Raw genomic sequence first — 22,866 nt, 5'->3', positions numbered from 1 at the left:
ATCGTGTCCGTCATGTCGGTGCTCCGTCGGTTCGTGCGTGGCCACCCGTGGCGGTGGCGTGCTACCTGGCCGGCCGCACACGGTGCGAGGCGTCCGGCCAGGTTGCGGGCTACTTGCCGCTGTAGACGGGGAAGGCGGCGTGCTCGCCGTAGTCCCGCTCGTCCAGCGTGCGCAGCTCGGCCATGTCCGCTTCGGAGATCTCGAAGTAGACGTCGGCGTTGGCGCGCATATGGGCGGGATTCGCCGTCTTCGGCAGCGGCTGGGTGCCCAGCTGCAAGGCGTAGCGGATGCACAGCTGTGGGACGCTCACCTCGTACTTCTCGGCGATCTCGGTGATGCGGCGGCTGTCGAGGAGCGTGCCGTGGGCGATCGGCGAGTACGCCTGCACGAGGATGTCGCGGTCCTCGCAGAAGGCCAGCAGCTCGGCCGGGGTGTTCCCCGCGTGCAGGAGCACCTGGTTCACGTGCGGTGCCACGTTCCCGTGGACGAGGATGTTGTCCAGGTCGGACTGCAGGAAGTTCGACACCCCGATCGCGCGGATCTTCCCCGCCTTGTGGGCGTCCTCCAGCGCGCGCCACGCCTGGCGGTTGCCCTCGGTGTAGTCACCTTCACGAAAGTCGTCCCACGGCTGCGGCGCATGGATCAGCATCAGGTCGACGTAGCCGATGTCCAGCTTCGCCAGCGATCCGTCGATCGCCGCGGCCGCGGCGTCGTAGTCCTTGATCTCGGCGGCCAGCTTCGTCGACACGAACAGATCTTCGCGCGCCACACCGCTGGTGCGGATACCTTCGCCCACTCCGTGCTCGTTGCCGTACGCCTGCGCGGTGTCGATGTTGCGGTAGCCGGCCTCGATCGCCGCGCGCACGACGCCGGGTGCCTGGTCTTCGTCGATGAACCACGTGCCCAGGCCGAGCTTAGGTATCTCGACGCCGTGGGACAGGGTGTAGGTCTCGTTCAGGATGCTCATGCGTTCTCTCCGCTTTTCGGCAGCCGGCCGTACACCTCGTCGGTGACCGGCTCCAGCCACTCGTTGCTCACGTTTTCTCCCGGCGTGATGAAGGCGACGTGGGAGAACCACGCGTCGGCTTTCGCGCCGTGCCAGTGCTTGGTGCCCGCCGGGACACGAACCGTGGTGCCCGGTTCCATGCTCACCGGGGCCTGTCCTTCCGCCTGGTACCAGCCGCTGCCGGCCGTGCACAGCAGGATCTGATCCCCGCCGCCACCAGTCCCGTGGTGGATGTGCCAGTTGTTTCGGCAGCCCGGCTCGAACGACACATTGCTGACCGGGACGCTCCCCCCGGCCAAGGGAGCCAGGTAGCTCTGCCCGATGAAGTTCTCGGCGTAGGCGTCATTCGTCTCGCCGAGCGGGAAGATCTGCTCGAATCCCTGTGTGGCCATATCGGATGTCTCCTTGATCATTACAGTTCTGGTGGTGCTGCCCAGCCGCTGCGGGCTTGCCGCGGCCGGCTGGACCGGACCGGTACCGCGGCTATGCGGCGTCGGCGAGGATCGCCTTGAGCTGGGCAGCGGCACCCATCGCGTTGGGCCATCCGGCGTAGAAGGCCAGGTGGGTGATGGCCTCGCTCAACTCATCCCTGCTCAGCCCGTTGTCCAGGGCGAGCTGTAGATGGAAGCCGAGCTGGTCGGAGCGGTACAGAGCGATGAGAGCAGTGACGGTGATCAGGCTGCGGTCGCGCGGGGACAGACCGTCGCGCTCCCACACGTCTCCGAACAGCACCTCGTCGGTGAGGTCGGCCAGCTTGGGCGTGATGTCGCCGATGGCCTGCTGTGCCGCGGACTGCGTCTCCGTCATGATCTTCGCTCCCTTTTCGGTGACCTGCTGTCATGCCGAATTCCACGCTGACACGCATACCTGCATACGTGCAGAGGAGAGTGTTTTCCTGGGAGGAAAGCTTCCTGGGAAGGATTCCTCCCCCTCATGGTCGGCGTATTCACTGCCACACTGGAAATATGGCTTCCTCACCGCATCCGCACGAGCTGGGAGAGTTCCTCAAGGCGCGTCGCTCCGAGCTGACCCCTCGGGACGTCGGCCTGCCTGACAGTGCCGGCAAGCGCCGGGTGGCGGGCCTGCGCCGCGAAGAGGTCGCGCAGCTGTCCTCCATCTCAACGGACTACTACACCCGCCTCGAGCAGGGCCGCCTGCCCGCCTCTGCCCCCGTGCTCGAATCGGTGGCCCAGGCCCTCGACCTGGACGAAGACCAGCGCCGATACCTGTTTGGCTTGGCTGGAAAGGAGACGGCCAAGCCGCGCCGCCGGGCCCGTCAGAAGGTCCAGCCGCAGCTGCGCCGCCTCTTGGACGACCTCACGGCTACCCCAGCCATCGTCATGGGCCGCCGCATGGATGTCCTCGCGTGGAACCCCCTCGCTGCCGCTCTGGTCACCGATTTCGCAGCCGTTCCGGAAAAGCACCGAAACTATGTGCGCATCCTTTTCGCTGACCCGGCCATGCGAAATCTTTACGCCGACTGGAAAAGCGTGGCCCGCATGGCTGTTGCACAGCTACGAATGGAAGCGGCGAAATATCCTGACGACCCGCGGCTGACCGCCTTGGTCGGTGAACTCTGCGTTCAGGACGAGGACTTCCGCACCTGGTGGGCCGCCCACCACGTCGCCACCCTCAGCGTCGGCACCAAGACCCTCCTCCACCCCGTCGCCGGCGAACTGTCACTGGACTGGGACACCCTCACCGCCAGCACCGACCCCGACCAGCAACTCGTCGTATGGACCGCCGAAATCGGGTCCCCCACCCACGACGGGCTTCGCATCCTCGCCTCCTGGGCCTCCGACCACCACCCCACGCCCACAATCCAGTGAGCCGACCCCCGTACGAGCCTGCTCACCTGGACTCTTTTCGCATCACGCGCTGCCAAGTCAGCTGGTATTCCACACGTTGGAACATCTCGCTGTACCAGCAGCATGAATTCGCGGGTGGCCAAGCCCTCTGCTCTGTAACACTCAGCCGGATGACCAACTACCTGCGAGACAAAGGCATGGAACTGTACGGGCTCTAGGGACTCATGGCCGTGCGGCGGCTGACCTTGAGCTCCGGCTCCAGCTTGTCGCGGTGCGCCTTTCTGAGAGCTCGTACGCGCACCTGTGGGTCCAGGGCGCCTCAGCGTCAGCGGCGACAAAGCTGATCAAGGATCTGGCCAAGGCGAACCCCCACGTCACCGAGAACTAGCTCGCCGAGTTGGTGCCGCTCATCGCCCGAGTTGGGCCTCTACTGGAGAGGCGACACGGGTACGTACACGGAGCCTGGTCAGTGGACCAGAGCAATAATGCCTAGGGTCTCCGCCTCAACACTTTTCGCCGCTCTGGACCTGGGCAAGGACAAGCTCCACGGCCACGCAGCCCCAGCCCCGCCCTTGAGGCGCACGCGGTGTTGGCACCGAGGCGCAGCCCTGCGGCGCCCGCATTTTGACCCGCAGCTGGTGTTTCAGTGAGCGGACGGCGGCCGTTCAGGCAGCGCCGCCAGCCAGTCCTGCAGCTCACGGTGACGAAATTCGTAAGCGTGTCCGGACACACGCAACAGTCCTGTCTCGCATGCCCAGTCGCAGAACGCCCCGGTCCGCAGGGGTAGTCGATCACCCGCCCACAACCGGAAGGTCACAAACCACACGTACCAGCGGGCGGATTCCGGCAGCGCTATCAAGCCCAGGACGTAGAGCGGCAGCCACACAGCGAGCCTGGCCCAGAGGGGGAACACGGTGACGGCCAGGAGGGTGAGGGCAACCAGAGCGGCCAGGACAGCTGCTCCCGTCAGCAAAACACGGCGCAACGGCGCCCGCGGGTCGCTCACTTCTATGGAAGAGGACCGCGGAAGGGCGGCCACCGTTAATCGCTTGCCCGCCCGGGCGGCCACACTGCTGACGAGCAGGTAGCGGCACGCGGCCAGGAAGGCGACCAGCGGACCCCCCAGCACGAGGCCGACGACTGTCTGCAGCACCCCGTGGGGCCACAGAGGCGAATCGGCGCCGTCGAGTTCCTGTCGTATCGCCTCATGCAGGAGCGGCCAGCGGTCGTAGGCCCACACGCAAGCGGCCAGTGCCAAGGCATTGGCGATCAGCGCCACCAGGCACCACCCCAGGGCCGTTCTGCATGCCGCCACGGCCTGAGATCGTTGACCGACGCGCGTGAAATGCAGCACGCGAGGACCTGAGGGATCGAATGCGGCGAATCCTCCCAGGCCGGCGCCTGCAAGGGCCGCGATGGGGATGTCATAGCGATGAGCCAGGTATGCATTGGCAGAGCGATCGCTGGAAAAGAGCAGCAGGAGCGTCAGCGCCCCCAGGACCATGCCCACCAGGCCGGCGAGCGCTTGCGCCTTCCCTCCTCGGCTCAGGCCCCACAGTTCGTAAAGGACGATGGACTGTTTCCCGCTCTGATGGAGATAGCGGGCCAGGTGTGTCAGCCAGCGGGCGGTGTCCTGCGCGCTGTATCGGCCCTGCCGCGCGCAGGGGTGCAGGGCGACAGCCTCTGGAACGTACAAGTTCAGCAAATACTCGTCCACGCCGCCCTCGCGGTGTCGGGCAAGCAATTCGCAGGGGTCCCCGTTTCGCGCGTACACCGTCGAAACCATGGTGAGCCGCCATGGCGTGGACAGCCAGTTCGGCGGCGGCGCGTCCGCGGTCAACGTGTTCAAAAGTGCCGGCCACGGGTCCGGCCGTGCCGTATGCCTGCGCCGCTCGGAAAGATAGGTCAGGGCCTGGCCGGCGGTGACCGGTGATATCTGGATCCGGTCGGCTTCGCAGAGGCCATGGCCGGCGGCGACGAGCGCGCGGTAGCGCTGGGAGCGGCACGTGACCACGAACGGCGCCCCGTTCTTACCGTCGAGATAGCAGTTGAGCGCCTCGACGGCTGCGATGGCACGCGGAGTGGCGGCGTGCGGGTCGGCTGCCGCATCCATTTCGTCAAGCCCGTCCAGGATGGGGATGACGCGGCGCGCGGCGACCAGCTCCCGCGCACCGTGCAGGGGAACGCGGTACTCGGCGGCGATGCGCTGGGCGAGCCATGTACCGAAGTCGGTCTCGGTGTCCCAGTCCGTGAGGGTGAGACGGACGGGGACCGGATCGGCTGCGCTGCGGTCATCGCACGTGAGCAAGCCCAAAACGAGCTCGATGGCCATGAAGGTCTTGCCCGCACCCGGGGACCCTGTGATCACCAACTGGCGCGAGCGCAGGGTCTGATAGAACGCGGTGATGCTGCTCATGCACCCGTGACCGGCGACCGGAATCATCGTCCCGCGTTCACCTTCAACATCAAACGCAAGATCAATTGGAGCAATGAGCAGGGCCCGCTCACCCAGCAGCTGCCGGTGTTGTTCCCCGCACCTCAACTTCGATTCCTGCGCCAGAGCCTGCGCGAGCCTGTCCACATCCACCTCAGGCGTGCGCTGCCAGGCCCGAAGAGCCAGCCACACACCAAAAATAGCCCAGGGCAGGGCAACGACCGTGGCCACGTCCGGTGACGCCTGCCCGGCACGCCATGTCACTGCCAAGGACAACACCGCACAGCCAGCGACTGCTCCCAGCGCCCCGCGCCGGCCGCGATCTCGCTGTGCTCCCCCGGTCGGCATGAGGCGATGGTGCTACAACTGCCGCCAACCGAGCCGGGTTTCGAAGAAACTGCCCGGCCGGCGTTGATCGGGCATGGTCGCCCGGAACTTCGCCGCCACGACCCTACCGTTCGACGAGGAGATGACGCACTGCGAGGACTGGGACCTGTGGCTGGCCCTGCGCCGCACACTCGGCTACCGGTGCGAATTCCCCGGCGAGACCACCTGCGTCTACCACCAGCTCCCGCGCCCCAGCGTCGTCTCCACGGCCTACCTGAGAAGCCCCACCCCCTTCACCCGGGCCCGCACCCGCCTGTACGAGAAGTGACCGGCCGCCGATCCTCTCGCCACCCGCTACCGGACTGGTTCTGGAACTTCGACGCCCGCCTCGACGCCCACATCGAGCACCGACATCCGATCCCGCCCCACATCTACGAACACGCCGTCCGCAGCCTCCACCCGCACTTCACCACCTCCGCCCCGCCTGCGGCGCCGCTGCTCGACCCCCTCCTGCCCGCCGCAACACGCCAAGAGGGCTGGCCTCACCCGTCCAGCGGCCACGTCCAGGGAACAGCCCGTGCACAGCGGTGACGCCCGGCGCCCTATGGGCGTAGGTGTCACCGCACCTCAGATGAGCCAGAGCGAGCAGGGTCTGACGTGCCGCGGGAAGGCGCCGCCAGCGTGTCCCGATCTCCTGCCGCCTGGCTGCGAGTTGCCCGGTCAGGAACCGCAAGGTGCGGCTGGACAGATCAATCGAGGACGAGTGGACAAGCACGCGAAGCTCCTGGCAGACATGGGTGATCTTGGTCGAGAACCCGTCTACCAGGAGCTTCGTCGTTGCGCAGGACTGTTCAACTCGCGGCCAGCAACGCCAGTTCGGCAATGCCCGTCGCCCACACCGCGCCCTCGACCAAGCGGTACCGCTGCGACCGCTCCCAGACCCAGGAGACCCAGGCGGCAAGGTCACCCGTCACGATCTACTCGGCGGAGTAATCCGCCGATTTACGCAGGTCGTATAGGGCGGCCGTGTTACGGGCATCCGCACCCGATTACGCACGGCCGGTCTCATGGCTGTTTGTCAGGCGGAAGTCTCGGCGGTGGCGGTCAGGACCGCGCGGCCGAGGATGTGGCCGGCCATGGTGAAGCCGAGGGCGGCGGGGGTGGCGTCGGCGGGGACGCCGATGGTGTCGACGTCGAGGGCGTGCACCACAGTGAAGTAGCGGTGCGGGCCGTGTCCGGCCGGCGGAGCGGCGCCGATGAAGCGGGCCGCGCGGGCGTCGTTGGGCAGCTGGAAGGCGGTCTCGGGCAGGCCCGAGCCGGTGTCGTCGCCGGCACCTTCGGGCAGTTCGGTGACGGTGGCGGGGATGTCGGCGACCGCCCAGTGCCAGAACCCGGAGCCGGTGGGGGCGTCGGGGTCGTAGACGGTGATGGCGTAGCTCCTGGTGCCTTCCGGGGCGCCGCTCCAGGACAGTTGCGGGGAGACGTCCTTCCCGCCGGGAACGCCGGAGAGGCCGGAGTACTGCTCGATCGGCCAGGCAGCGCCGTCTGTGACGGTGGCGCTGACAACGGTGAATGAGGCCGCCTCGGGGAGGCGGGCGAAGGGGTCGTTGGCGCTCATGGCGTCGTTCCTTTCATGCCGTGCAGTGCTGTGGGGTGGCGGTGGTACGGCCGACGGTCCCGCCGCAGGGGCCCAGGAGGCACCGCCGTCGTTTCACTCACCACTGCGATCGACCATAACATCGATAATCGATTATCGTCTCGATCGTCTATTGTGTAGGCATGCCTCAGAAGACCCACACCTCGCCCTCGGCGGGGAAACAGATGCTCTCCGAGCAGGTCTACACACACCTGCGGGACGCGATCATGCGCGGGGACCACGCCCCCGGTGACGCCCTCAAGCCCCAGGACCTCGCCAAAGAACAGGGCGTGAGCCTGGCCGTCGTCCGCGAGGCGCTCGTGCGGGTGGTCGGCGAGGGCCTCGCCGACCGGCTGCCCAACCGCGGCTTCGCCGTCCCGGCCTTCTCCGACCGCCGCTGGCAGGAGGTCGCGGAGGCCCGCCGGACCATCGAACCGGTCATGCTGCGCCTGTCCGTCGAACGCGGCGACGTCGACTGGGAAGCCCGCGTACGAGCCGCCCACCACCGGCTGGCCCGCACCCCGGCGTACGCACCGCAGGAGGGCGAGCACTACAGCAACGCATGGGCCGAAGCCCACCGAACCTTCCACCGCACCCTGCTGGAGGGGTGCGGCAACCTCGTCCTGCTGGAGACCTTCGACCGGCTGTGGACCGCGAGCGAACTGGCCCGCCGCTGGTCGGCGCACCGCAACCCCGACCGGGACGGCGCCCTGGAACATCGCCGACTGGAGGAGGCCGCACTCGCCCGTGACGCCGACACCGCGGCTGAGGTCCTGACCCAGCACCTCACCCAGACCGCGGCCGGACTGACCGAGTCCTCCCACCACGAACCCACGGGCGAAGCCTGATGCGCCTCGCCCACCTGGCCGCACGACCACACATGATCACCGACACCGGAGCCCCAGCATGACCACTTTCGAGGCGAGCACAGGCCGCCACTGCCACAACGCCATCAGCCCCCTGCACACAGCCGTGTACTTCGCGCCGGAGCCGGCGGACGAACTCGCGGCGCTCGGGCTGGAGCGCGGAGCCATGGTCTACCTCGCCAGCCGCGCGGCACCGCTCGGGGCCGTCGATGCGGGCACCGTCACAGCGACGTTCTACAACTTCAACCACGAGCATGTGCAGCGGTACATCCCCGCCGCGTGGACCGTCACCACGCCGGAGGCGGTGCTCACGGCACGGCTCCGCGGCGCGGACCGAACGCTGCAGCGGATGCTCGGGAAGGAGACCCTCACGTCCACGGAAATGACCGAGGCGGCCGAACTGGCGCTGCACGCCACCGAAGCCTGCCGCCGAGAGGCACGGCCGCTCTACGCCGCCAACGCCGACCTCCCTGTACCCGAAGAACCGCACCTGGCCCTGTGGCACGCCGCGACGCTGCTGCGCGAACACCGGGGTGACGGGCACCTCGCCGCCCTGGCGGTCGCCGGCCTGTCCGGCATCGAGGCGCTGGTCCTGCACAACGCCACCGGCAAGGCCCCGACATCAGCACTGTTCATGCGCACCCGCGGGTGGTCCGCGCAGCAATGGGCCGCCACCCGGGACCAGTTGCGCGAGCGCGGCCTGCTGGACGAAGCAGGCAACCTCACGCAGACGGGCGCGACCCTGCGCGGCGAGGCCGAGATGCTCACCGACCGCCTCGACGCCGCCCCGTACGACCACCTCGGCCCGGCAGCCACCGCGCGCCTCACCGAACTGGCCGGCGGCTTCTCCGGAACCCTCAGAGCAGCGGGCGCCTTCCCCGCGGTGCACTTCGGCAAGGGCTGAGGGCCGGAGCCGGGAGCCCGCACCCTCGTAGTAGCTACGGCCAGGTGGCGTGCCGCGCTACGTGACGTTCGGTTCTGCAGTTGCTGCGACGGCTGGTGGCGCACCGCGGTAAACGCCGGTTTTACTGCGGCAGTGCCGGAAGGGCGGGACGGGCAGGACGGGCGGGACGATCGAACCGGTGACCGAACTCGGTGGCGGGAGCGCGTTGCAGTTGCCGCGCGCCCGCATCCTACCCATGTCCGCCCCTCCTGCGTCGTACACCGCGGCGGACGAGCGGTACCTCACCGACATGGGCATCGCTAAGTCCTCCGCGCTGATCCACCGGATCTCGCTGGCGACCGGGGGGGGGATGCTCGCCGATGAACCGGCGTCGACCAGGCCCGCCCGCCGGGGCGCGAAGCCGCCCGTCTCCCCCGTCACCGCGATTGACGCCCCGGCACTCCCGTAGGTGCTGGCCGAACTGGCGGCGGCGCGGGCGGACGAGATGGACGCCGACACCGTCAACCGGGTGCTGCCCATCGCCCGCAAGGCGTTCGGCTGGTGCGCGTCCGCCGCGCGGGCCGATGAGGCGCTGTGCCTGAACGTGGAAGACCTGCACCCGCGGAACAAACGCGGGAAGACCACCGCCAAGGGCGGGGCGGCGACCGAGTGGATGCACTGGCAGTCCGGCAGCGCCCGGCTCCTGCCCCGCCTCATCGCCCCGCCGGACCCGCGGCCCTCTGTTCCTCACCGACCGCAAAGCCCCGGCCGAAACGCCGACGCTCGACGTATGCCCGGAGACCGGCCGGGCCCGGCTCTCCTACCGCCGGGCCGAGGAAGTGGTGAAGCCCATCTTCGTCCTCGCCCTTCACCACACCTCAGCGTGAGGTTGGAAACCGCTCACTGCTGGGCGACTCAGTGCGCGGTCGGCTGCTGCGAGTCTCCACGTCGCGCTCACATCTTCTTCACTGACCTAAGCATGACTTTTTCGCCAACGCGGCTACGGCGTGGCGTACTTGACAAAGTGTCATGATCCTTTGGTGTTACAATCTCGGGCACATGCCACGTGGACTTTTTCCTCGGCTTGGCTACAGCCAGGGGGCTCTCCGGGTGGTGAAGGCTGCCCACGTCGAGAGTCCGCATGGATAGATTCCGAGAGCTGGACTCCAGCCGCTCAAAGAGAGTCACATGACAATTTTGCAGGATCCGACGGTCTGGGCGCTTGCTGCCGGCGTCCCTGTCGCCACCATGGTGGTCGTTCGCCAGCGAAAAACGAGTGAGTCGTTGCGCCGTCAGAAGCGGGGACTCGAAAGCGATCTGACCGAACTTCAGGGCAGCCACGCAGACCTCCAATCCACCATCGCAGAGCTCCGCAGGGGCTACGACGAGGTGGTCCGACAGGCAAAGGAAGAGGCGGAGAACGCCACCAACACCGTACTGAAGTCTGCGATGCAGACCCTTCAGGGCCTCGCGGCGGAACAGCAGCGGGCCATCTCCGGGCTGCAGAAGAAGTACGGCGATTCGGCCGTGCTGCGAGATCTGCTGGACGTCGACCACATGAACTCGCAGTTCAACCGGCGTGCACAGTCCATTGCCGTGCTCTGCGGCGGGTGGCTCGGCCGACAGCGGGATGCGGCATCCATCTACGACGTGATCCGCGCAGCTCAGGGCCGTATCCGGCACTACCAGCGCATCGACATCGCCTCGCGGGTGGACATCGCGGTGACCAGCCGCGCCGTCGAGCCGGTCGCGCTGACGGTGGCCGAACTGCTCGACAACGCCACCAGCTATTCGGCGCCGTCCTCCATGGTCGACGTCGAAGTGCGGACGGTGCCCAAGGGCATGTGCATCGTGATCGACGATGCAGGCGTCGGGATGAGCGAGGAAGAGAAGACGGCCGCCACAGCTCTGCTGTCCAGTGGGTCCGCGGTGAGCGTCGCCGAACTCGGCAATCCTCCCGCGTTCGGTTTCGCGGTGATCGGTGCGCTGTGTGCGCGCTTCGGGTTCACGGTCACCATCGACAGCACTTCTCCCTACGGCGGCGTCCGAGCGGTGGTGATGGTGCCGAAGGAGTTGCTGACCGACATGCCGGAACCCGTGAGGCCCGCCGCAACGCAAGGGGCCAACGCAGGTACAGGGGAAAGCGGTTCGGCTCCCGCGACGACAGCGGGCGACCTGCCCCGGCGACAGAACAAGCGCCGCGCCATGGCACTCGTGCCGGACAACCAGCCCGATGAAGCGACTGCGCCGCCGGCCCGGTCGGCGGAGGCACGGGTGGCGGCCATGGGCGCATTTCAGCGCGGCACTCTCAGCGGCCGAAGTGCGGGGGTACCGGCCGCCGAACGCGACACTCCTGCCGATACACACGAAGGATTCGATGCCCCGTGAGCGACGACCTGTCCTGGATGCTCGAGGACGCGCTGGCGATTCCCCATGCCCTGCACGCGGTCCTGATCTCTGCTGACGGCCTGCAGATGTCCCGCACCGCGGAGATCGGCCGGGACGACGCCGACAAGGTGGCCGCCGCCGTGAGCGGACTGCAGTCGCTCAGCCGGTCCGTCGGATTCTTCTGTGGTGACGACGGCACGACCTGGCGCCAGACGCTCATCGAGTTCGACGGTGGCTGGGTGTTCCTCAATGCCGCAGGAGGTGGCTCCTACCTCGCCGTGGCCGCGTCCGCCGAGGTCGACATGGGAGACATCACGTATCGGATGCAGCAGCTGGTCAGCCGACTGGGCAAGGCCATGTCGACCGGCCGCCGCACCGACACGGTCATCTCATGACGGATCCGGACCGTTCAGAGCCCGAGCTCGTGTCCGAGGCCGGAGAATTAGTCCGGCCCTATGTCATCACCCGTGGGCGTGACCTGCTCGACGAGGGCGCGTTCGCCCTCATCACTCTCGTCACGTCATCCACCGATGATCAGCAGCGTCCCCAGCGGCTCTCGCCCGAGGAGCAGCAGATCCTGGAGATGTGCTCCAGCGGCTACCTCTCGGTCGCTGAGATCGCCGCCCATTCTCAGCTGCCTCTGGGTGTCGTCAAGGTGCTGCTCAGTTCCCTCGCCGAGGGGGGCTATCTGGTCACCCGTGCGCCGGTGCCCTCGGCTCGTCTCGCCAACAAGGCCTTGCTTCAGGAGGTGCTCGATGGTCTCAAGGCTCTCTCTGTCTGAGGACGCCTACGTGCGCAGCGGTGCACAGCAGACTGCGGTGAAAATCCTGGTCGTCGGGCACTTCGCCGTCGGCAAGACCACTCTGATCGGCTCGCTCTCCGAGATCGCGCCGCTGTCCACCGAGGAGCAGATGACGAGCCTCTCGGAGAGAGTCGACGACCTCAAGGGAGTGCAGGGGAAGACCACGACCACGGTCGCCCTGGACTTCGGTCGCCTGACCCTCAGCGAGCGCATCGTGCTGTATCTGTTCGGGTCACCGGGCCAGCAGCGGTTCGTCAATCTGTGGGACGACATGGCCCGCGGAGCGCTGGGCGCCCTGGTCCTGGTGGACCCCGAGCGGCTGGCCGACAGTTTCGAGGTCATGGATCTGGTCGAGAGCTACGGCCTCGACTTCGCCGTGGCCCTCAACCAGTTCGACGGCAGCGCGGTGCACACCCCCGAAGCAGTCCGGGATGCGCTCGACCTGCTGCCCGACACCCCGGTCGTCACCATCGACGCGCGCGACAAAGCGTCGTCCGTCAACGCCCTGATCACCATGGTCCGCTATCTGCAAGAGCGCGCCGCCCTGGAGCACGCATGACAACCCCTCCCGTACCTCCGCCCGGCTGCCCCGCACACGGCAGCGGGCAGCGCATATCCCTTGACACCCCGGAGTTCGCCGCCAACCCGCACGCGTACTACCGTTACATGCACCAGCTCGGCCCCACGGCGCCGGTCACCATCGCGCCCGGCGTGGAGGCGACCCTGGTGACCGACTACAACGCGGCTCTTGGGCTGTTGCAGGATCCCACTACCTTCCGCAAGGACGCGCGCCGCTGGCGTGCGCTGAACGAGGGCCTCATCCGCCCTGACAGCCCGGTCCTGCCGTTGCTGGCCTACCGGCCGAACTGCATGTTCACCGACGGCGCCGAGCACGTGCGACTGCGGCAGGCCATCACCGAGAGCTTCGCCCGCGTCAGCAACAGCCGGCTGAGCCGCATCGTCAACCAGGCCGCCCAGTTCCTCATCAACCAGTTCAGCGCTCGCGGCAGTGCCGACCTTCTCAGGGACTACGCGCAACAGCTCCCCCTGTACGTCTTCAACGAACTCTTCGGCTGCCCGGCGGAGATCGGCGACCGGGTCCTGTTCGGCATCTCCGGCATGTTCGACGGCGTCAATGCCGAGCAGGCCAGCCAGGTCCTGCTCCAGGCGGTGGGCGAGCTGGTGGCGCTCAAGCGCGTCCATCCCGGGGAGGACATCACGTCCTACCTGATGCAGCACCCGGCACAGCTGACCGACGAGGAACTGGCGCACACGCTGGTGCTGCTCCTCGGCGCGGGCGGCGAGCCGGAAGGCAACCTCATCGGCAACGCCTTCTACACGATGCTGACCGTTGAGGAGTACGCGCGCAACGGGCAGTTCGACAAGGCCCTGGATGACACCCTGTGGCGCAACGCGCCCATGTCCAACTACGCGCCGCACTACCCGGTCTCCGACACAGACGTGGCCGGCGACAAGGTCCGCGCCGGTGAGCTGGTCCTGGTGTCCTTCGGTGCCGCCAATACGGCGCTCGCGGACCAGGGGGCCGACACCCGCGGTCACCTGGCCTGGAGCGCAGGCCCGCACGCCTGCCCGTCCAAGGAACCGGCCAGGCTCATCGCCCTGACCGGCCTGGAGGCTCTGTTCAACGCGCTGCCGGACGTTGAACTCGCGGTCCCCGCGGACAGCCTCGTCTGGCGGCCCGGCCCCTTCAACCGAGCTCTGGCCGGCCTGCCCGTCCGCTTCGGTGCGGTCACCCCGCGCCCCGCGGCCGCGCCTGAGCCGACGTCCTCGTCCCCTCGCCACCAGGCACACCCTCCCCTGGCGCCCACGCCCGCGCCCGCGGAGCCGCAGGCCACCGGCAAGCCGGCGCGCTGGAGCAGCTTCGTGAGGTGGCTGACGGGCCAGTAGCCGGTGCACCCCCTGTGATGCAGGCGACACGGGCAGTTGTTGTAGCCTGCATGAAAGATCAACTGCTGGGGTAGGACAGCGCGGAGTGTCTGGAGTGACACGAGATGAAGGAGAGGCAGTGAACCTCGCAACCTCCGCGCCCCGTTCCGCAGGCAACCGGCCGGGCCAACGGCGCACCACATCCAGCAGCAGGAACTCGTGCGGGTGCGACGACCCCGAAAAGGCGCAGGGCCGAATACCCGCGGCTTACGACGGATCGGCCCTCGTCTCCCGCCTCGTCGGCGCAGCACGTCCCCGTACCTCCGCGCCGTACAGACGCTTCTTGCGCCGTGCCGTGCGAGGAACGCGATGATGCCCCTGCCGGAGGCGGGCATACCGGCAGACGAACCCGGTGAGGCCACGCTCGGCGATCACGTGCTGGGTCAACTACAGCGCCTGGGCGCCGCGGTGGGCCTGAGTGAGGCGGACACCGCGCTGTACGGGCAGGTCCTGCTCGACTCCCTCGCGGACTGCGTCCGGCGACCGTTGTCTCTGCCCCCGGCGTCGCCCAGCTTCCTCTCCGACGACCACACCCCCGTCGAGTTCTCCCTGGCCTGCACGTCGGACGCCGCCCCGGCACTACGGGTGCTCGTGGAGCCCGGATGGACCCACGAGGACATGGGCGCCAGCGGCCGCGCCGGTCTCGAGGCCATCCACGCGATGGCCGCCCGCTGGAACTTTTCCACCGATCAACTCGACGCCCTGCACGACTTGTTCCTCCCCGCTACGGCCGAGGGGCCGCTGTCACTGTGGTACGCGCTCGATCTGCGCGCGGGAGGGGTCCCCGGCGTCAAGGTCTATCTGAACCCCTCCGCCGCCGGACCCGAGCACGCTGCGCACACCGTGCAAGAGGCGTTGCGCCGACTTGGCTACGACAAGGCCTTCGCGCAGCTTCCCCCCGCGGCGGGCTATCCGTTCCTCGCACTGGACCTGGGCTCCTGGGAGTCACCTCGCGTCAAGGTCTACGTGCAGCACCCGCGTATGTCGGCCGACGACGCCTGCGCGCTCAGCCATGCCTCCGGGGCCGCAGCGGCAGACATCCGCCACTTCTTCCACACGGCCGCAGGACCCCTCCCGGAATCCGGGCAGCAAGGGGACGGTACGCCGCGCCTGCTGCGGCGGTCCGCGCTCACCTGCCATTCCTTCACCGAAGGCGACAGCGACCCCAGCGGCTTCACGCTCCACATCCCCGTCCGTGACTACGTGCGCGACGACGAGGAGGCCCTCGACCGGGCAACCGCCCTGCTGACCCGGTTCGACATGGATCCCACGGTCCTGCGCCGGAGCCTGCGCGCTCTGACACAGCGACAGCTCACCGACGGTGCGGGGCTGATCGCCTACCTCGCTCTGGTGTACGAGCGAAACCGGCAGCCCCGCATCACGGCCTATCTGTCCTCTGAGGCCTATCTGACCAGGGCGCCGGCAGAGCAGTACGCGCAAGTCGGCCTGTTAGCTGCACAACGCACCCAGAGCGCTCCGAACTCCGGTCGCCAGGCCGCCGGTCATGCCATCCCGCACACTGCACCAAAGGAAGTCTCGTGGAACCGTATCGCATCAAAGTTGTAGAACCGATCGCGTTCACCACCCGAGCGGAGCGCGAGGCCGCGCTGAAGCGGGTCGCCTACAACCCCTTCGATCTGCGTGCCGACGAGGTCACCATCGACCTGCTGAGCGACTCGGGGACCGGTGCCATCTCCGCGGACCAGCTCGCCGCGGGCATGCACGGCGACGAGTCCTACGCCGGCAGCCGCAGCTACTACCGGTGGCACGAGGTCGTCTCCGAACTCACCGGATATCCCCACATCCTGCCGACACACCAGGGCCGCGCCGCCGAGCGCATCCTGTTCTCCGCCCTGCTCAAGCCCGGCACGAGCGTGCTGTCCAACACCCACTTCGACACCACCCGCGCCAACGTCGAACTGACCGGCTGCCAGGCCTACGACTTGCCCTGCGCCGAGGCGAAGGACCTCGACAGCGATTACCCGTTCAAGGGCAACATCGACCTGATCGCCCTTGAGCAGGCGTTGGAGAACGCGCATCAAACGCCCGTGGCGGCCGTACTGATGACCATCACCAACAATGGTGGCGGTGGCCAGCCGGTCAGCATGGAGAACCTTTACCGGACCGCCGAACTGTGCCGCCGCCACGACGTCCCCATGATCCTGGACGCCGCGCGTTTCGCGGAGAACGCCTGGCTGGTAGTCCAGCGCGAGCCCGGCTACGCCAACCGCACCCCCCGGCAGGTCGCCGAGGAAGCCTTCCGCCTTGCGGACGGCTGCGTCATGAGCGCGAAGAAGGACGGCATCGTCCACATCGGCGGCTTCATCGGTCTCAAGGACCCTGAACTCGCCGAGAAGTGCGCGGGCCTGCTCATCGCCACCGAGGGCTTCACCACCTACGGCGGCCTGGCCGGCCGTGACCTCGACATGATGGCCCGCGGACTGGTGGAAGTCACCGAATCGGCCTACCTCGCCGAACGCGCCGACATAGCCGCCTACCTCGCCGCGCGCATCCGCGAGGCCGGAGTCGACATCGTGGAGCCGGCAGGCCTGCACGCCCTCTACGTCAACGCCGGGCGGCTGTTGCCCCACATCCCCCCGCACCAGTACCCGGGCACCGCACTGGTCTGTGAGCTCTACCTGCGCGGAGGCATCCGCTCGGCGGAGCTGGGCAGCCTGTACCTCGGGGAAGAGGACGAACAAGGCAACTCCATCAAGACCGCACCTTATGAACTCGTGCGGCTGGCACTCCCCCGCCGGGTCTACACCCGCAGCCACTACGACCATGTCGCCGCCACCCTGGCCGACATAGCCAAGAACCCCGAATCGGTGCAGGGCTACCGCATCGTGGGTCAGTCGCCGATCCTTCGCCATTTCAGCATCAAGCTGGAGCCCGTGCAGTCCGGCGGCTGATCTCTACTCGACACGTCGCGTCGCGCAAGAGTGGGACCGGCAGCGCCGGCTCCCACTTCTTGTGGTCAACGGGCATGCTCGGGACCCCTACCGGTGGATCTCGCGCCAACGACAGCGGTCGGCAATGAGCCCTTCTCAAGTTGGCCACGTTGACCACGTGTTGGACGGGCTGACTGAACGAGCAGGGCAACTGGCCGCGCGGCGGCGCGAGATCGGCACTCGATGGCGACGTCCGGCAGCCGGGCGCCAGGCCCTGCTCGTCCTGGCTCATCTGCGGTGCGGTGACACTTACGCCCGGCTCGGCGCCGGATTCGGTGCCGGTATCGCGACGGTCTACCGCTACATACGCGAGGCCGTCGACCTCCTGTCCGCCCTCGCTCCCACCCTGGCCGAGGCCATGGACACGAACGCCACGGCATGAACGTCCAGGTCCTGACCGATCCGTTCGGCCGTCTGCTGTGGGCCTCGCCCGCCCTGCCCGACTCGACCCACGACCTGACGGCAGCCCGACGCCACGGAATCGTCGACGCGCTCGCGGCCGAGGGGCTCAAGTGCTGGTCAGACAAGGCGTACCAAGGTGCCGGACACCCCGTCCGCGTACCGTTCCGAGGCCGCCGGCCCAAGCAGTGGAGGCGACGCCACAACACCACCCACGCAAAGATCCGCTGCATCGACGAACAAGCCACGGCCACCCTGAAGGGCTGGCGCCACCTGCGGAAACTACACCGCAGCACGACCCGGACCACCGACATCGTGAAGACCGTCTTCGTCCTTCACCAAACACCAACGTGAGGATGAAAAAGCCTCACCGGACTGGGACACCCTCACCGCCAGCACCGACCCCGACCAGCAACTCGCCGTATGGACCGCAGAAGTCGGATCGCCCACCCACCACGGCCTACGCATCCTCACGTCATGGGCCGCCGGCCACGCCCGGCCCTCGACCGCCACGTAGGCGCGCGTGCGGCATGGCGCGGCTGTCCTACGAGGAGGGAGCTCCCGGTGTCTTCGATCCGGGAGCCGGGCTGTGCACCGGGCGGGGAGCGGCAATGTCGAGCAGGAGCAGGGCGTCGTGGTCCGGCGTCCCCGGTTCGGCGATGTAGACGCCGATGCGCTGGCCCGGCGTGCCCTCGACGTTGAGGGACTGCGAGGTCAGGGTGAGGGCTCCGACCAGCGGGTGCTGGAACGTCTTGTGGGCGGGTTTGCGTCCTGTCACCTCGTAGCGCTCCCACAGGCCCGCGAAGTCCGGGCTCTTCAGCAGGAGTTCGCCGACGAGGTTGGTCAGATCCGGCGCATCGGGTGCGGTGCCGGCGGTGGCGCGCAGGCGGGCGACGCAGGCGGTGATCTGGCGGTCCCAGTCGGGGAAGAGATCACGGGCGGCGGGGTGGAGGAAGAGGTAGCGGGCGAGGTTGCGGTGCTTGGCGGGCCAGTCCTCAAGTCCCGCGTACAGGGCGAGACCGCCGGGATTCCAGGCCAGCATGTCCATGCTGCGGCTGATCACATAGGCCGGGTTGGGGCGCAGGGACTCCAGCAGCAGCTTGAGGTGGGGGCGAACGGTACGGCTGGGCGCGGGCGGCGGTTCGGCGACGTAGCGGGCGGCGCGGGCGGCGAGCTCGCGCAGATGCTGGTGCTCCTGATTGTCCAGGCGCAGGGCGCGGGCGAGGGAGTCGAGGACGGCAGGGCTGGGGCGGGTCTCTTTCCCCCGTTCCAGGCGAACGTAGTAGTCGATGCTGATCCCGGCCAGCGTGGCCAGCTCCTCGCGGCGCAGTCCCGGGGTGCGGCGGGTGCCGGCGCCGGGCGTGAGGCCGACATGCTCGGGGCTGGTCTGGGTGCGGCGGGCGCGCAGGTAGCGGCCCAGCTCGGCGCCCTCGCTGTGTGCGCTCGTCGATGCCATGACCCCAGTCTCACCCGCCGTCCGCCCGCCGCGCAGCGGCGAGGGGGGCCCTGTCATTACCCCCGAAGAGCCCGCCCTGCCGCGCGCGCGTCATCCAGGCGAAGGTGGAGGAGCAAGACACCCCGGCCCTGCCTTTCGCCGGGCAGGCGCGACCTGCTCGGCCGGGCGAGAGTTAAAAGGGGCTGGGCACCGGCGACGCGGAAGAAGGGCGAGATGCGGTACATCAAGCTGCGTGACCTGGAGGTTTCCCGGATCGGTCTGGGCGCGATGGGCATGTCCCACGGCTACACCGGCTCCGGCTCTGACGATGCGGAGTCGATCCGGACCGTGCACCGGGCGCTGGAGCTGGACGTCACCCTGATCGACACCGCCGAGATCTACGGTCCCTATACCAACGAGGAGCTGCTCGGCCGGGCGCTGAAGGGGCGCCGGGACCAGGTGGTCCTGGCCACGAAGTTCGGCCTGGTCTCGCACGGCGGCGACGGCGTGTGGAACCCGGACTCCTCCCCGGCGAACATCCGCACGGCTGTCGAAGGCTCGCTGAACCGGCTCGGCACCGATCACATCGACCTGTACTACCAGCACCGCGTCGACCCGAACACGCCGATCGAGGAGACCGTCGGCGCCGTGAAGGAGCTGATCGCCGAGGGGAAGGTGCGTGCCTTCGGCCTCTCGGAGGCGGGCCCGGACACGATCCGCCGCGCGCACGCCGTCCAGCCGGTCACTGCGGTGCAGTCGGAGTACTCGCTGTTCACGCGCGGGATCGAAGAGCGGGTGCTGCCGGTGCTGCGGGAGCTGCACATCGGCCTGGTGCCGTTCTCCCCGCTGGGCCGCGGAATGCTGACCGGCACGGTGCGCTCCGCCGACCAGTTCGACGAGAACGACTTCCGCCGCGACAACCCGCGCTTCACCGGCGAGAACTTCCAGCGCAACCTGGCCCTCGCCGATCAGGTCAAGGCCCTGGCCGACGAGGTCGGCGCGACGCCAGGGCAGGTGGCGCTGGCCTGGCTGCTCGCCCAGGGCGACGACATCGCCCCGATCCCCGGCACCAAACGCGTGTCCCGGGTGGAGGAGAACACCGCCGCCGACACCGTCACCCTCACCCCACAGCAGATCGCGACACTGACCGCCCTCCCGCCGGCCTCCGGCGCCACCCACACCGAGGCCCAGGCCCGGATGCTGGAGCGCTGACCCCCGCACCCGCCGGAGAACCGCTCCGCCCCCTATACCTGTTTGGAGTAACACCGTCATGCGTGCAGCCGTGATGTACGGCGCCGGAGACGTCCGCGTCGAAGACCGACCCGACCCCAAGATCGACCAGCCCACCGACGCGGTCGTACGCGTCGTCGCCTCCTGCGTCTGCGGCAGCGACCTGTGGCCCTACGCCTCCCTGCCCGCCACCGACACCGGCCGCCCCATGGGGCACGAGTTCCTCGGCATCGTCGAGGACACCGGCGCGGACGTGACCGGACTGGCGGCGGGTGACCTGGTCGTCGCCCCGTTCACGTACAGCGACAACACCTGCGACTACTGCGCCAAGGGCCTGCACATCTCCTGCCGCCACGGCGGCCGGTACGGCTTCGACGGAGTCGACGGTGGCCAGGGTGAAGCCGTCCGCGTCCCGCAGGCCGACGGCACCCTGGTCAAACTGCCGGTGGGCGCGGACTCCGCGCTGCTGCCGTCCCTGCTGGCTCTGTCCGACGTGATGACCACCGGGCACCACGGCGCCGTCACCGCTGGCGTCGGCAACGGCGACACCGTGCTCGTCGTCGGCGACGGCGCGGTCGGTCTGTGCGCGGTCATCGCCGCCAAGCGGCTCGGAGCCGAACGGATCGTCCTCGCAGGACGCCACCATGCCCGTACGGATCTCGGCCGCGAGTTCGGCGCCACCGACGTGGTCGCCGAGCGCGGCGAGGAAGGCATCGCCCGCATCCGCGAGCTGACCGACGGCGTGAACAAGGTCATCGAGGCCGTCGGCACCCGCCAGACCCTCGACACCGCACTCGGAGCCATCCTGGACGGCGGCACCATCAGCCGCCTCGGCGTCCCCCAGTACGAGGAGGGCCCCATCGGCCCGGCCGTCTTCATGCGGAACATCACCCTGACCGGCGGCGCCAGCCCCGCCCGCGCCTACATCGAACAGCTGCTGCCCGATGTCATGGACGGCACCATCGCCCCCGGCCGCGTCTTCGACCAGGCCTTCCGTCTCGACCAGACCCCAGATGCCTACCAGGCCATGGCCGACCGCCAGGTACTCAAGGCCCTCATTCGCCCCTGACCACACCCGCACAGCAAAGGGCACCCCCTGATGAAGACCGTCACCCTCAACAACGGCGTCGTCATGCCACTGCTCGGTTTCGGCGTCTACCAGATCCCCGCCGAGGACACCGAACGCGCCGTCTCCGACGCGCTGGCGGCCGGCTACCGGCTGCTGGACACCGCCGCGGCCTACGGCAACGAAGAGGCCGTCGGCCACGCCATCAAGTCCAGCGGCATCCCGCGCGAGGACCTGTTCGTCACCACCAAACTGTGGGTCCAGGACGCCCCAGCCCAAGACAACACCCGCCGCGCCTTCGAGACCTCCCTGACCAAGCTGAGCCTGGACCACCTCGACCTATACCTGATGCACCAGCCCTTCGGCGACGTCTACGGCCAGTGGCGCGCCATGGAAGCCCTGAACCGCGAGGGCCTGACCCACGCGATCGGTGTCGCCAACTTCTACCCCGACCGGTTGATCGACCTGATCGTCAACAACGAGATCACGCCTGCGGTCAACCAGATCGAGACCCACCCCTTCTTCCAGCGCGCCGACTTCCACGCTCTGATGCGCGAGCACGGTGTGCAGCACCAGTCCTGGGGCGGCTTCGCCGAGGGCAAGAACGACCTGTTCACCAACCCCCTCCTCGCAGGCATCGGCAAGGAGCACGGCAAGTCCGTTGCCCAGGTCGTCCTGCGCTGGCTCACCCAGCGCGACGTCATCACGATCCCGAAGTCCGTACGCGCCGAGCGCATGGCCGAGAACTTCGACGTCTTCGACTTCGACCTGACCGACGAGCAGATGGCCAAGATCGCCACCCTCGACACCGGCGAGTCCCTCTTCTTCGACCACCACGACCCCGAGATCGTCAGCTGGCTCGCCAAGCGACGCCTCGACGCCTGAACCAAGTTCTCCGGCTACAGCAAGGGGCAGGCCGTCAGCCTGCCATCCTGCTCACTGCTCGAACCTCGTCTTGGGACCCACCTGTGATCCGAACCGACCGTCTACCGGCGCGGCGCGCACTCCTGCGGGCCGCGCTGCTGACCGGAGCTGCCGCCATGACCACCCCCGCGCTCGCCGCCTGCACAGGCGACCCCGACCGGCAGAACCCAGACCAGGCCACGACCTCCGCAGCACCCGAACCCACGAGTACGCCTCGCGGCCGGATCCTGCTCGCCTACTTCTCCCGCCCCGGCGAGAACTACTACTACGGCGACCGCACCTACCTCGAGACCGGCAACACCGAAGTCGTGGCCCGAAAGATCCAAGACCTGATCAACTGCGACCTCTACCGGATCGAGCCCGCCGACCCCTACCCCGGCGACTACGACGCCACCGTCCAACGCAATGTCCGCGAACAGGACACCGACGCCCGTCCCGCCATCAAGAACCACCTGCCTGACCTGGAGGGATACGGAACCATTCTGCTCGCCAGCCCGATCTGGAACGTCCGCGCGCCCATGATCATGACCACCTTCACCGACGGGCTGGCCTTCCGCGACAAGACCGTCCACCCCGTCACCACCTACGCCGTGAGCGGTCTGGGCACCACCGAACGCGACTACGCAGTCGCCTGTCCCGGAGCCGCCATCGGAGCCGGCCTCGCTGTCCAGGGCGAGAGAGCCAACGACGCCGAGTCCGCGATCAAGACGTGGCTCCAGCGCACCGGCCTGCTCCAGACGTAACCCCCTGCGCCATAGCGACGG

23 protein-coding genes and 3 pseudogenes are annotated in these 22,866 nt (G+C 68.3%); 18 read left to right on the top strand and 8 right to left on the bottom strand.

Translation table 11 applies throughout. The features are described 5' to 3' along the window. Nucleotides 1-109 precede the first annotated feature (109 nt). The 3 genes from AC07AG_RS05130 to AC07AG_RS05120 all read right to left on the bottom strand — a co-directional run bounded on the left by AC07AG_RS05130 (nucleotide 110) and on the right by AC07AG_RS05120 (nucleotide 1,813). Nucleotides 110-967, bottom strand: coding sequence for an aldo/keto reductase (locus AC07AG_RS05130; RefSeq protein WP_478751930.1), 858 nt, complete (start codon nucleotides 965-967; stop codon nucleotides 110-112). After that, nucleotides 964-1,398: a cupin domain-containing protein gene (locus tag AC07AG_RS05125; RefSeq protein ID WP_478751928.1), complete on the bottom strand. Its 435-nt coding sequence runs from the start codon at nucleotides 1,396-1,398 to the stop codon at nucleotides 964-966. Before AC07AG_RS05125 ends, AC07AG_RS05130 begins: the two co-directional genes overlap by 4 nt. Nucleotides 1,399-1,489: 91 nt before the next feature. Continuing rightward, nucleotides 1,490-1,813, bottom strand: coding sequence for a carboxymuconolactone decarboxylase family protein (locus tag AC07AG_RS05120; protein WP_478751926.1), 324 nt, complete (start codon nucleotides 1,811-1,813; stop codon nucleotides 1,490-1,492). A gap of 158 nt (nucleotides 1,814-1,971) precedes the next feature. On the opposite strand from AC07AG_RS05120, the gene AC07AG_RS05115 reads away from it, so the two are divergent. Beyond that, nucleotides 1,972-2,835: a helix-turn-helix domain-containing protein gene (locus tag AC07AG_RS05115; RefSeq protein ID WP_478751925.1), complete on the top strand. Its 864-nt coding sequence runs from the start codon at nucleotides 1,972-1,974 to the stop codon at nucleotides 2,833-2,835. Between the two features lie 622 nt (nucleotides 2,836-3,457). On the opposite strand, the gene AC07AG_RS05110 is transcribed toward AC07AG_RS05115, so the two are convergent. Continuing rightward, nucleotides 3,458-5,479, bottom strand: a complete 2,022-nt coding sequence (locus AC07AG_RS05110) for an NACHT domain-containing protein (protein WP_478751923.1) — start codon at nucleotides 5,477-5,479, stop codon at nucleotides 3,458-3,460. Between the two features lie 190 nt (nucleotides 5,480-5,669). Here AC07AG_RS05110 and AC07AG_RS05105 point away from each other — a divergent pair, with 190 nt between their 5' ends. Further along, nucleotides 5,670-5,903 carry a hypothetical protein gene (locus tag AC07AG_RS05105; RefSeq protein WP_478751921.1) on the top strand — a complete coding sequence of 78 codons (234 nt, stop codon included), beginning with the start codon at nucleotides 5,670-5,672 and terminating at the stop codon, nucleotides 5,901-5,903. A gap of 264 nt (nucleotides 5,904-6,167) precedes the next feature. On the opposite strand, the pseudogene AC07AG_RS05100 reads toward AC07AG_RS05105, so the two are convergent. From AC07AG_RS05100 to AC07AG_RS05090, 3 genes and pseudogenes are all read right to left on the bottom strand, one after another. Beyond that, nucleotides 6,168-6,350, bottom strand: a pseudogene (locus tag AC07AG_RS05100) (IS5/IS1182 family transposase); the annotation flags it as partial. 76 nt (nucleotides 6,351-6,426) lie between these two features. Beyond that, nucleotides 6,427-6,549, bottom strand: coding sequence for a hypothetical protein (locus tag AC07AG_RS05095; RefSeq protein WP_478751919.1), 123 nt, complete (start codon nucleotides 6,547-6,549; stop codon nucleotides 6,427-6,429). Nucleotides 6,550-6,653: 104 nt separating this feature from the next. After that, entirely contained in the window at nucleotides 6,654-7,193 is a 540-nt protein-coding gene (locus tag AC07AG_RS05090; RefSeq protein ID WP_478751917.1) for a YbhB/YbcL family Raf kinase inhibitor-like protein, read from the bottom strand. Between the two features lie 161 nt (nucleotides 7,194-7,354). On the opposite strand from AC07AG_RS05090, the gene AC07AG_RS05085 reads away from it, so the two are divergent. From AC07AG_RS05085 to AC07AG_RS05030, 12 genes and pseudogenes are all read left to right on the top strand, one after another. Continuing rightward, nucleotides 7,355-8,059, top strand: coding sequence for a GntR family transcriptional regulator (locus tag AC07AG_RS05085; RefSeq protein ID WP_478751915.1), 705 nt, complete (start codon nucleotides 7,355-7,357; stop codon nucleotides 8,057-8,059). 58 nt (nucleotides 8,060-8,117) lie between these two features. Continuing rightward, nucleotides 8,118-8,981: an SCO6745 family protein gene (locus AC07AG_RS05080; protein WP_478751913.1), complete on the top strand. Its 864-nt coding sequence runs from the start codon at nucleotides 8,118-8,120 to the stop codon at nucleotides 8,979-8,981. A gap of 235 nt (nucleotides 8,982-9,216) precedes the next feature. Beyond that, nucleotides 9,217-9,429: a hypothetical protein gene (locus tag AC07AG_RS05075; RefSeq protein ID WP_478751911.1), complete on the top strand. Its 213-nt coding sequence runs from the start codon at nucleotides 9,217-9,219 to the stop codon at nucleotides 9,427-9,429. A 719-nt stretch (nucleotides 9,430-10,148) separates the two neighbouring features. Continuing rightward, nucleotides 10,149-11,348 (top strand): ATP-binding protein, encoded by a 1,200-nt coding sequence (locus tag AC07AG_RS05070; RefSeq protein WP_478751909.1) that lies wholly within the window; start codon nucleotides 10,149-10,151, stop codon nucleotides 11,346-11,348. After that, nucleotides 11,345-11,743: a roadblock/LC7 domain-containing protein gene (locus tag AC07AG_RS05065; RefSeq protein WP_371749953.1), complete on the top strand. Its 399-nt coding sequence runs from the start codon at nucleotides 11,345-11,347 to the stop codon at nucleotides 11,741-11,743. Before AC07AG_RS05070 ends, AC07AG_RS05065 begins: the two co-directional genes overlap by 4 nt. Next, on the top strand, nucleotides 11,740-12,129 hold the full coding sequence (locus AC07AG_RS05060; protein ID WP_371749952.1) for a DUF742 domain-containing protein: 390 nt from the start codon (nucleotides 11,740-11,742) through the stop codon (nucleotides 12,127-12,129). Before AC07AG_RS05065 ends, AC07AG_RS05060 begins: the two co-directional genes overlap by 4 nt. Beyond that, nucleotides 12,104-12,709 (top strand): GTP-binding protein, encoded by a 606-nt coding sequence (locus AC07AG_RS05055; RefSeq protein ID WP_478751907.1) that lies wholly within the window; start codon nucleotides 12,104-12,106, stop codon nucleotides 12,707-12,709. The genes AC07AG_RS05060 and AC07AG_RS05055 overlap by 26 nt, the downstream gene beginning before the upstream one ends. After that, complete coding sequence (locus AC07AG_RS05050; protein WP_478751905.1) at nucleotides 12,706-14,058, top strand: cytochrome P450; 1,353 nt, start codon at nucleotides 12,706-12,708, stop codon at nucleotides 14,056-14,058. The genes AC07AG_RS05055 and AC07AG_RS05050 overlap by 4 nt, the downstream gene beginning before the upstream one ends. 348 nt (nucleotides 14,059-14,406) lie before the next feature. Next, the gene (locus tag AC07AG_RS05045; protein WP_478751903.1) at nucleotides 14,407-15,663 is read left to right on the top strand and encodes a tryptophan dimethylallyltransferase family protein; all 1,257 of its coding nucleotides are present in this window, start codon (nucleotides 14,407-14,409) and stop codon (nucleotides 15,661-15,663) included. After that, nucleotides 15,636-17,009: a tryptophanase gene (locus AC07AG_RS05040; protein WP_478751901.1), complete on the top strand. Its 1,374-nt coding sequence runs from the start codon at nucleotides 15,636-15,638 to the stop codon at nucleotides 17,007-17,009. The genes AC07AG_RS05045 and AC07AG_RS05040 overlap by 28 nt, the downstream gene beginning before the upstream one ends. Nucleotides 17,010-17,133: 124 nt before the next feature. Then, nucleotides 17,134-17,801: pseudogene (locus tag AC07AG_RS05035) on the top strand (transposase family protein). A 13-nt stretch (nucleotides 17,802-17,814) separates the two neighbouring features. Beyond that, nucleotides 17,815-17,964: pseudogene (locus tag AC07AG_RS05030) on the top strand (transcriptional regulator); the annotation flags it as partial. A gap of 27 nt (nucleotides 17,965-17,991) precedes the next feature. Here AC07AG_RS05030 and AC07AG_RS05025 read toward each other — a convergent pair. Then, the gene (locus AC07AG_RS05025) at nucleotides 17,992-18,903 is read right to left on the bottom strand and encodes a helix-turn-helix transcriptional regulator (protein WP_478751900.1); all 912 of its coding nucleotides are present in this window, start codon (nucleotides 18,901-18,903) and stop codon (nucleotides 17,992-17,994) included. Between the two features lie 213 nt (nucleotides 18,904-19,116). Here AC07AG_RS05025 and AC07AG_RS05020 point away from each other — a divergent pair, with 213 nt between their 5' ends. The 4 genes from AC07AG_RS05020 to AC07AG_RS05005 all read left to right on the top strand — a co-directional run bounded on the left by AC07AG_RS05020 (nucleotide 19,117) and on the right by AC07AG_RS05005 (nucleotide 22,845). Continuing rightward, nucleotides 19,117-20,094 carry an aldo/keto reductase gene (locus AC07AG_RS05020; RefSeq protein ID WP_478751898.1) on the top strand — a complete coding sequence of 326 codons (978 nt, stop codon included), beginning with the start codon at nucleotides 19,117-19,119 and terminating at the stop codon, nucleotides 20,092-20,094. Nucleotides 20,095-20,152: 58 nt separating this feature from the next. Then, a complete protein-coding gene (locus AC07AG_RS05015; RefSeq protein WP_478751897.1) occupies nucleotides 20,153-21,181 on the top strand; it encodes a zinc-binding dehydrogenase in 1,029 nt (342 codons plus the stop codon). Nucleotides 21,182-21,211: 30 nt separating this feature from the next. Then, nucleotides 21,212-22,063: an aldo/keto reductase gene (locus AC07AG_RS05010; RefSeq protein WP_478751896.1), complete on the top strand. Its 852-nt coding sequence runs from the start codon at nucleotides 21,212-21,214 to the stop codon at nucleotides 22,061-22,063. 83 nt (nucleotides 22,064-22,146) lie between these two features. After that, nucleotides 22,147-22,845 carry a flavodoxin gene (locus tag AC07AG_RS05005; RefSeq protein WP_478751894.1) on the top strand — a complete coding sequence of 233 codons (699 nt, stop codon included), beginning with the start codon at nucleotides 22,147-22,149 and terminating at the stop codon, nucleotides 22,843-22,845. Nucleotides 22,846-22,866 lie beyond the last annotated feature (21 nt).

The organism is Streptomyces sp. NPDC044044 (assembly GCF_056434405.1).
This window is presented reverse-complemented; position numbering and strand designations above follow the sequence as displayed.

What these genes read in the sequence shown, in the direction of transcription:
- AC07AG_RS05025 (WP_478751900.1), bottom strand. Translation starts at nt 18,903, where the DNA reads ATGGCATCGACGAGCGCACACAGCGAGGGCGCCGAGCTGGGCCGCTAC.
- AC07AG_RS05125 (WP_478751928.1), bottom strand. Translation starts at nt 1,398, where the DNA reads ATGGCCACACAGGGATTCGAGCAGATCTTCCCGCTCGGCGAGACGAAT.
- AC07AG_RS05115 (WP_478751925.1), top strand. Translation starts at nt 1,972, where the DNA reads ATGGCTTCCTCACCGCATCCGCACGAGCTGGGAGAGTTCCTCAAGGCG.
- AC07AG_RS05045 (WP_478751903.1), top strand. Translation starts at nt 14,407, where the DNA reads ATGATGCCCCTGCCGGAGGCGGGCATACCGGCAGACGAACCCGGTGAG.
- AC07AG_RS05070 (WP_478751909.1), top strand. Translation starts at nt 10,149, where the DNA reads ATGACAATTTTGCAGGATCCGACGGTCTGGGCGCTTGCTGCCGGCGTC.
- AC07AG_RS05020 (WP_478751898.1), top strand. Translation starts at nt 19,117, where the DNA reads ATGCGGTACATCAAGCTGCGTGACCTGGAGGTTTCCCGGATCGGTCTG.
- AC07AG_RS05060 (WP_371749952.1), top strand. Translation starts at nt 11,740, where the DNA reads ATGACGGATCCGGACCGTTCAGAGCCCGAGCTCGTGTCCGAGGCCGGA.
- AC07AG_RS05015 (WP_478751897.1), top strand. Translation starts at nt 20,153, where the DNA reads ATGCGTGCAGCCGTGATGTACGGCGCCGGAGACGTCCGCGTCGAAGAC.
- AC07AG_RS05080 (WP_478751913.1), top strand. Translation starts at nt 8,118, where the DNA reads ATGACCACTTTCGAGGCGAGCACAGGCCGCCACTGCCACAACGCCATC.
- AC07AG_RS05090 (WP_478751917.1), bottom strand. Translation starts at nt 7,193, where the DNA reads ATGAGCGCCAACGACCCCTTCGCCCGCCTCCCCGAGGCGGCCTCATTC.
- AC07AG_RS05085 (WP_478751915.1), top strand. Translation starts at nt 7,355, where the DNA reads ATGCCTCAGAAGACCCACACCTCGCCCTCGGCGGGGAAACAGATGCTC.
- AC07AG_RS05055 (WP_478751907.1), top strand. Translation starts at nt 12,104, where the DNA reads ATGGTCTCAAGGCTCTCTCTGTCTGAGGACGCCTACGTGCGCAGCGGT.
- AC07AG_RS05050 (WP_478751905.1), top strand. Translation starts at nt 12,706, where the DNA reads ATGACAACCCCTCCCGTACCTCCGCCCGGCTGCCCCGCACACGGCAGC.
- AC07AG_RS05010 (WP_478751896.1), top strand. Translation starts at nt 21,212, where the DNA reads ATGAAGACCGTCACCCTCAACAACGGCGTCGTCATGCCACTGCTCGGT.
- AC07AG_RS05120 (WP_478751926.1), bottom strand. Translation starts at nt 1,813, where the DNA reads ATGACGGAGACGCAGTCCGCGGCACAGCAGGCCATCGGCGACATCACG.
- AC07AG_RS05075 (WP_478751911.1), top strand. Translation starts at nt 9,217, where the DNA reads ATGTCCGCCCCTCCTGCGTCGTACACCGCGGCGGACGAGCGGTACCTC.
- AC07AG_RS05130 (WP_478751930.1), bottom strand. Translation starts at nt 967, where the DNA reads ATGAGCATCCTGAACGAGACCTACACCCTGTCCCACGGCGTCGAGATA.
- AC07AG_RS05105 (WP_478751921.1), top strand. Translation starts at nt 5,670, where the DNA reads ATGGTCGCCCGGAACTTCGCCGCCACGACCCTACCGTTCGACGAGGAG.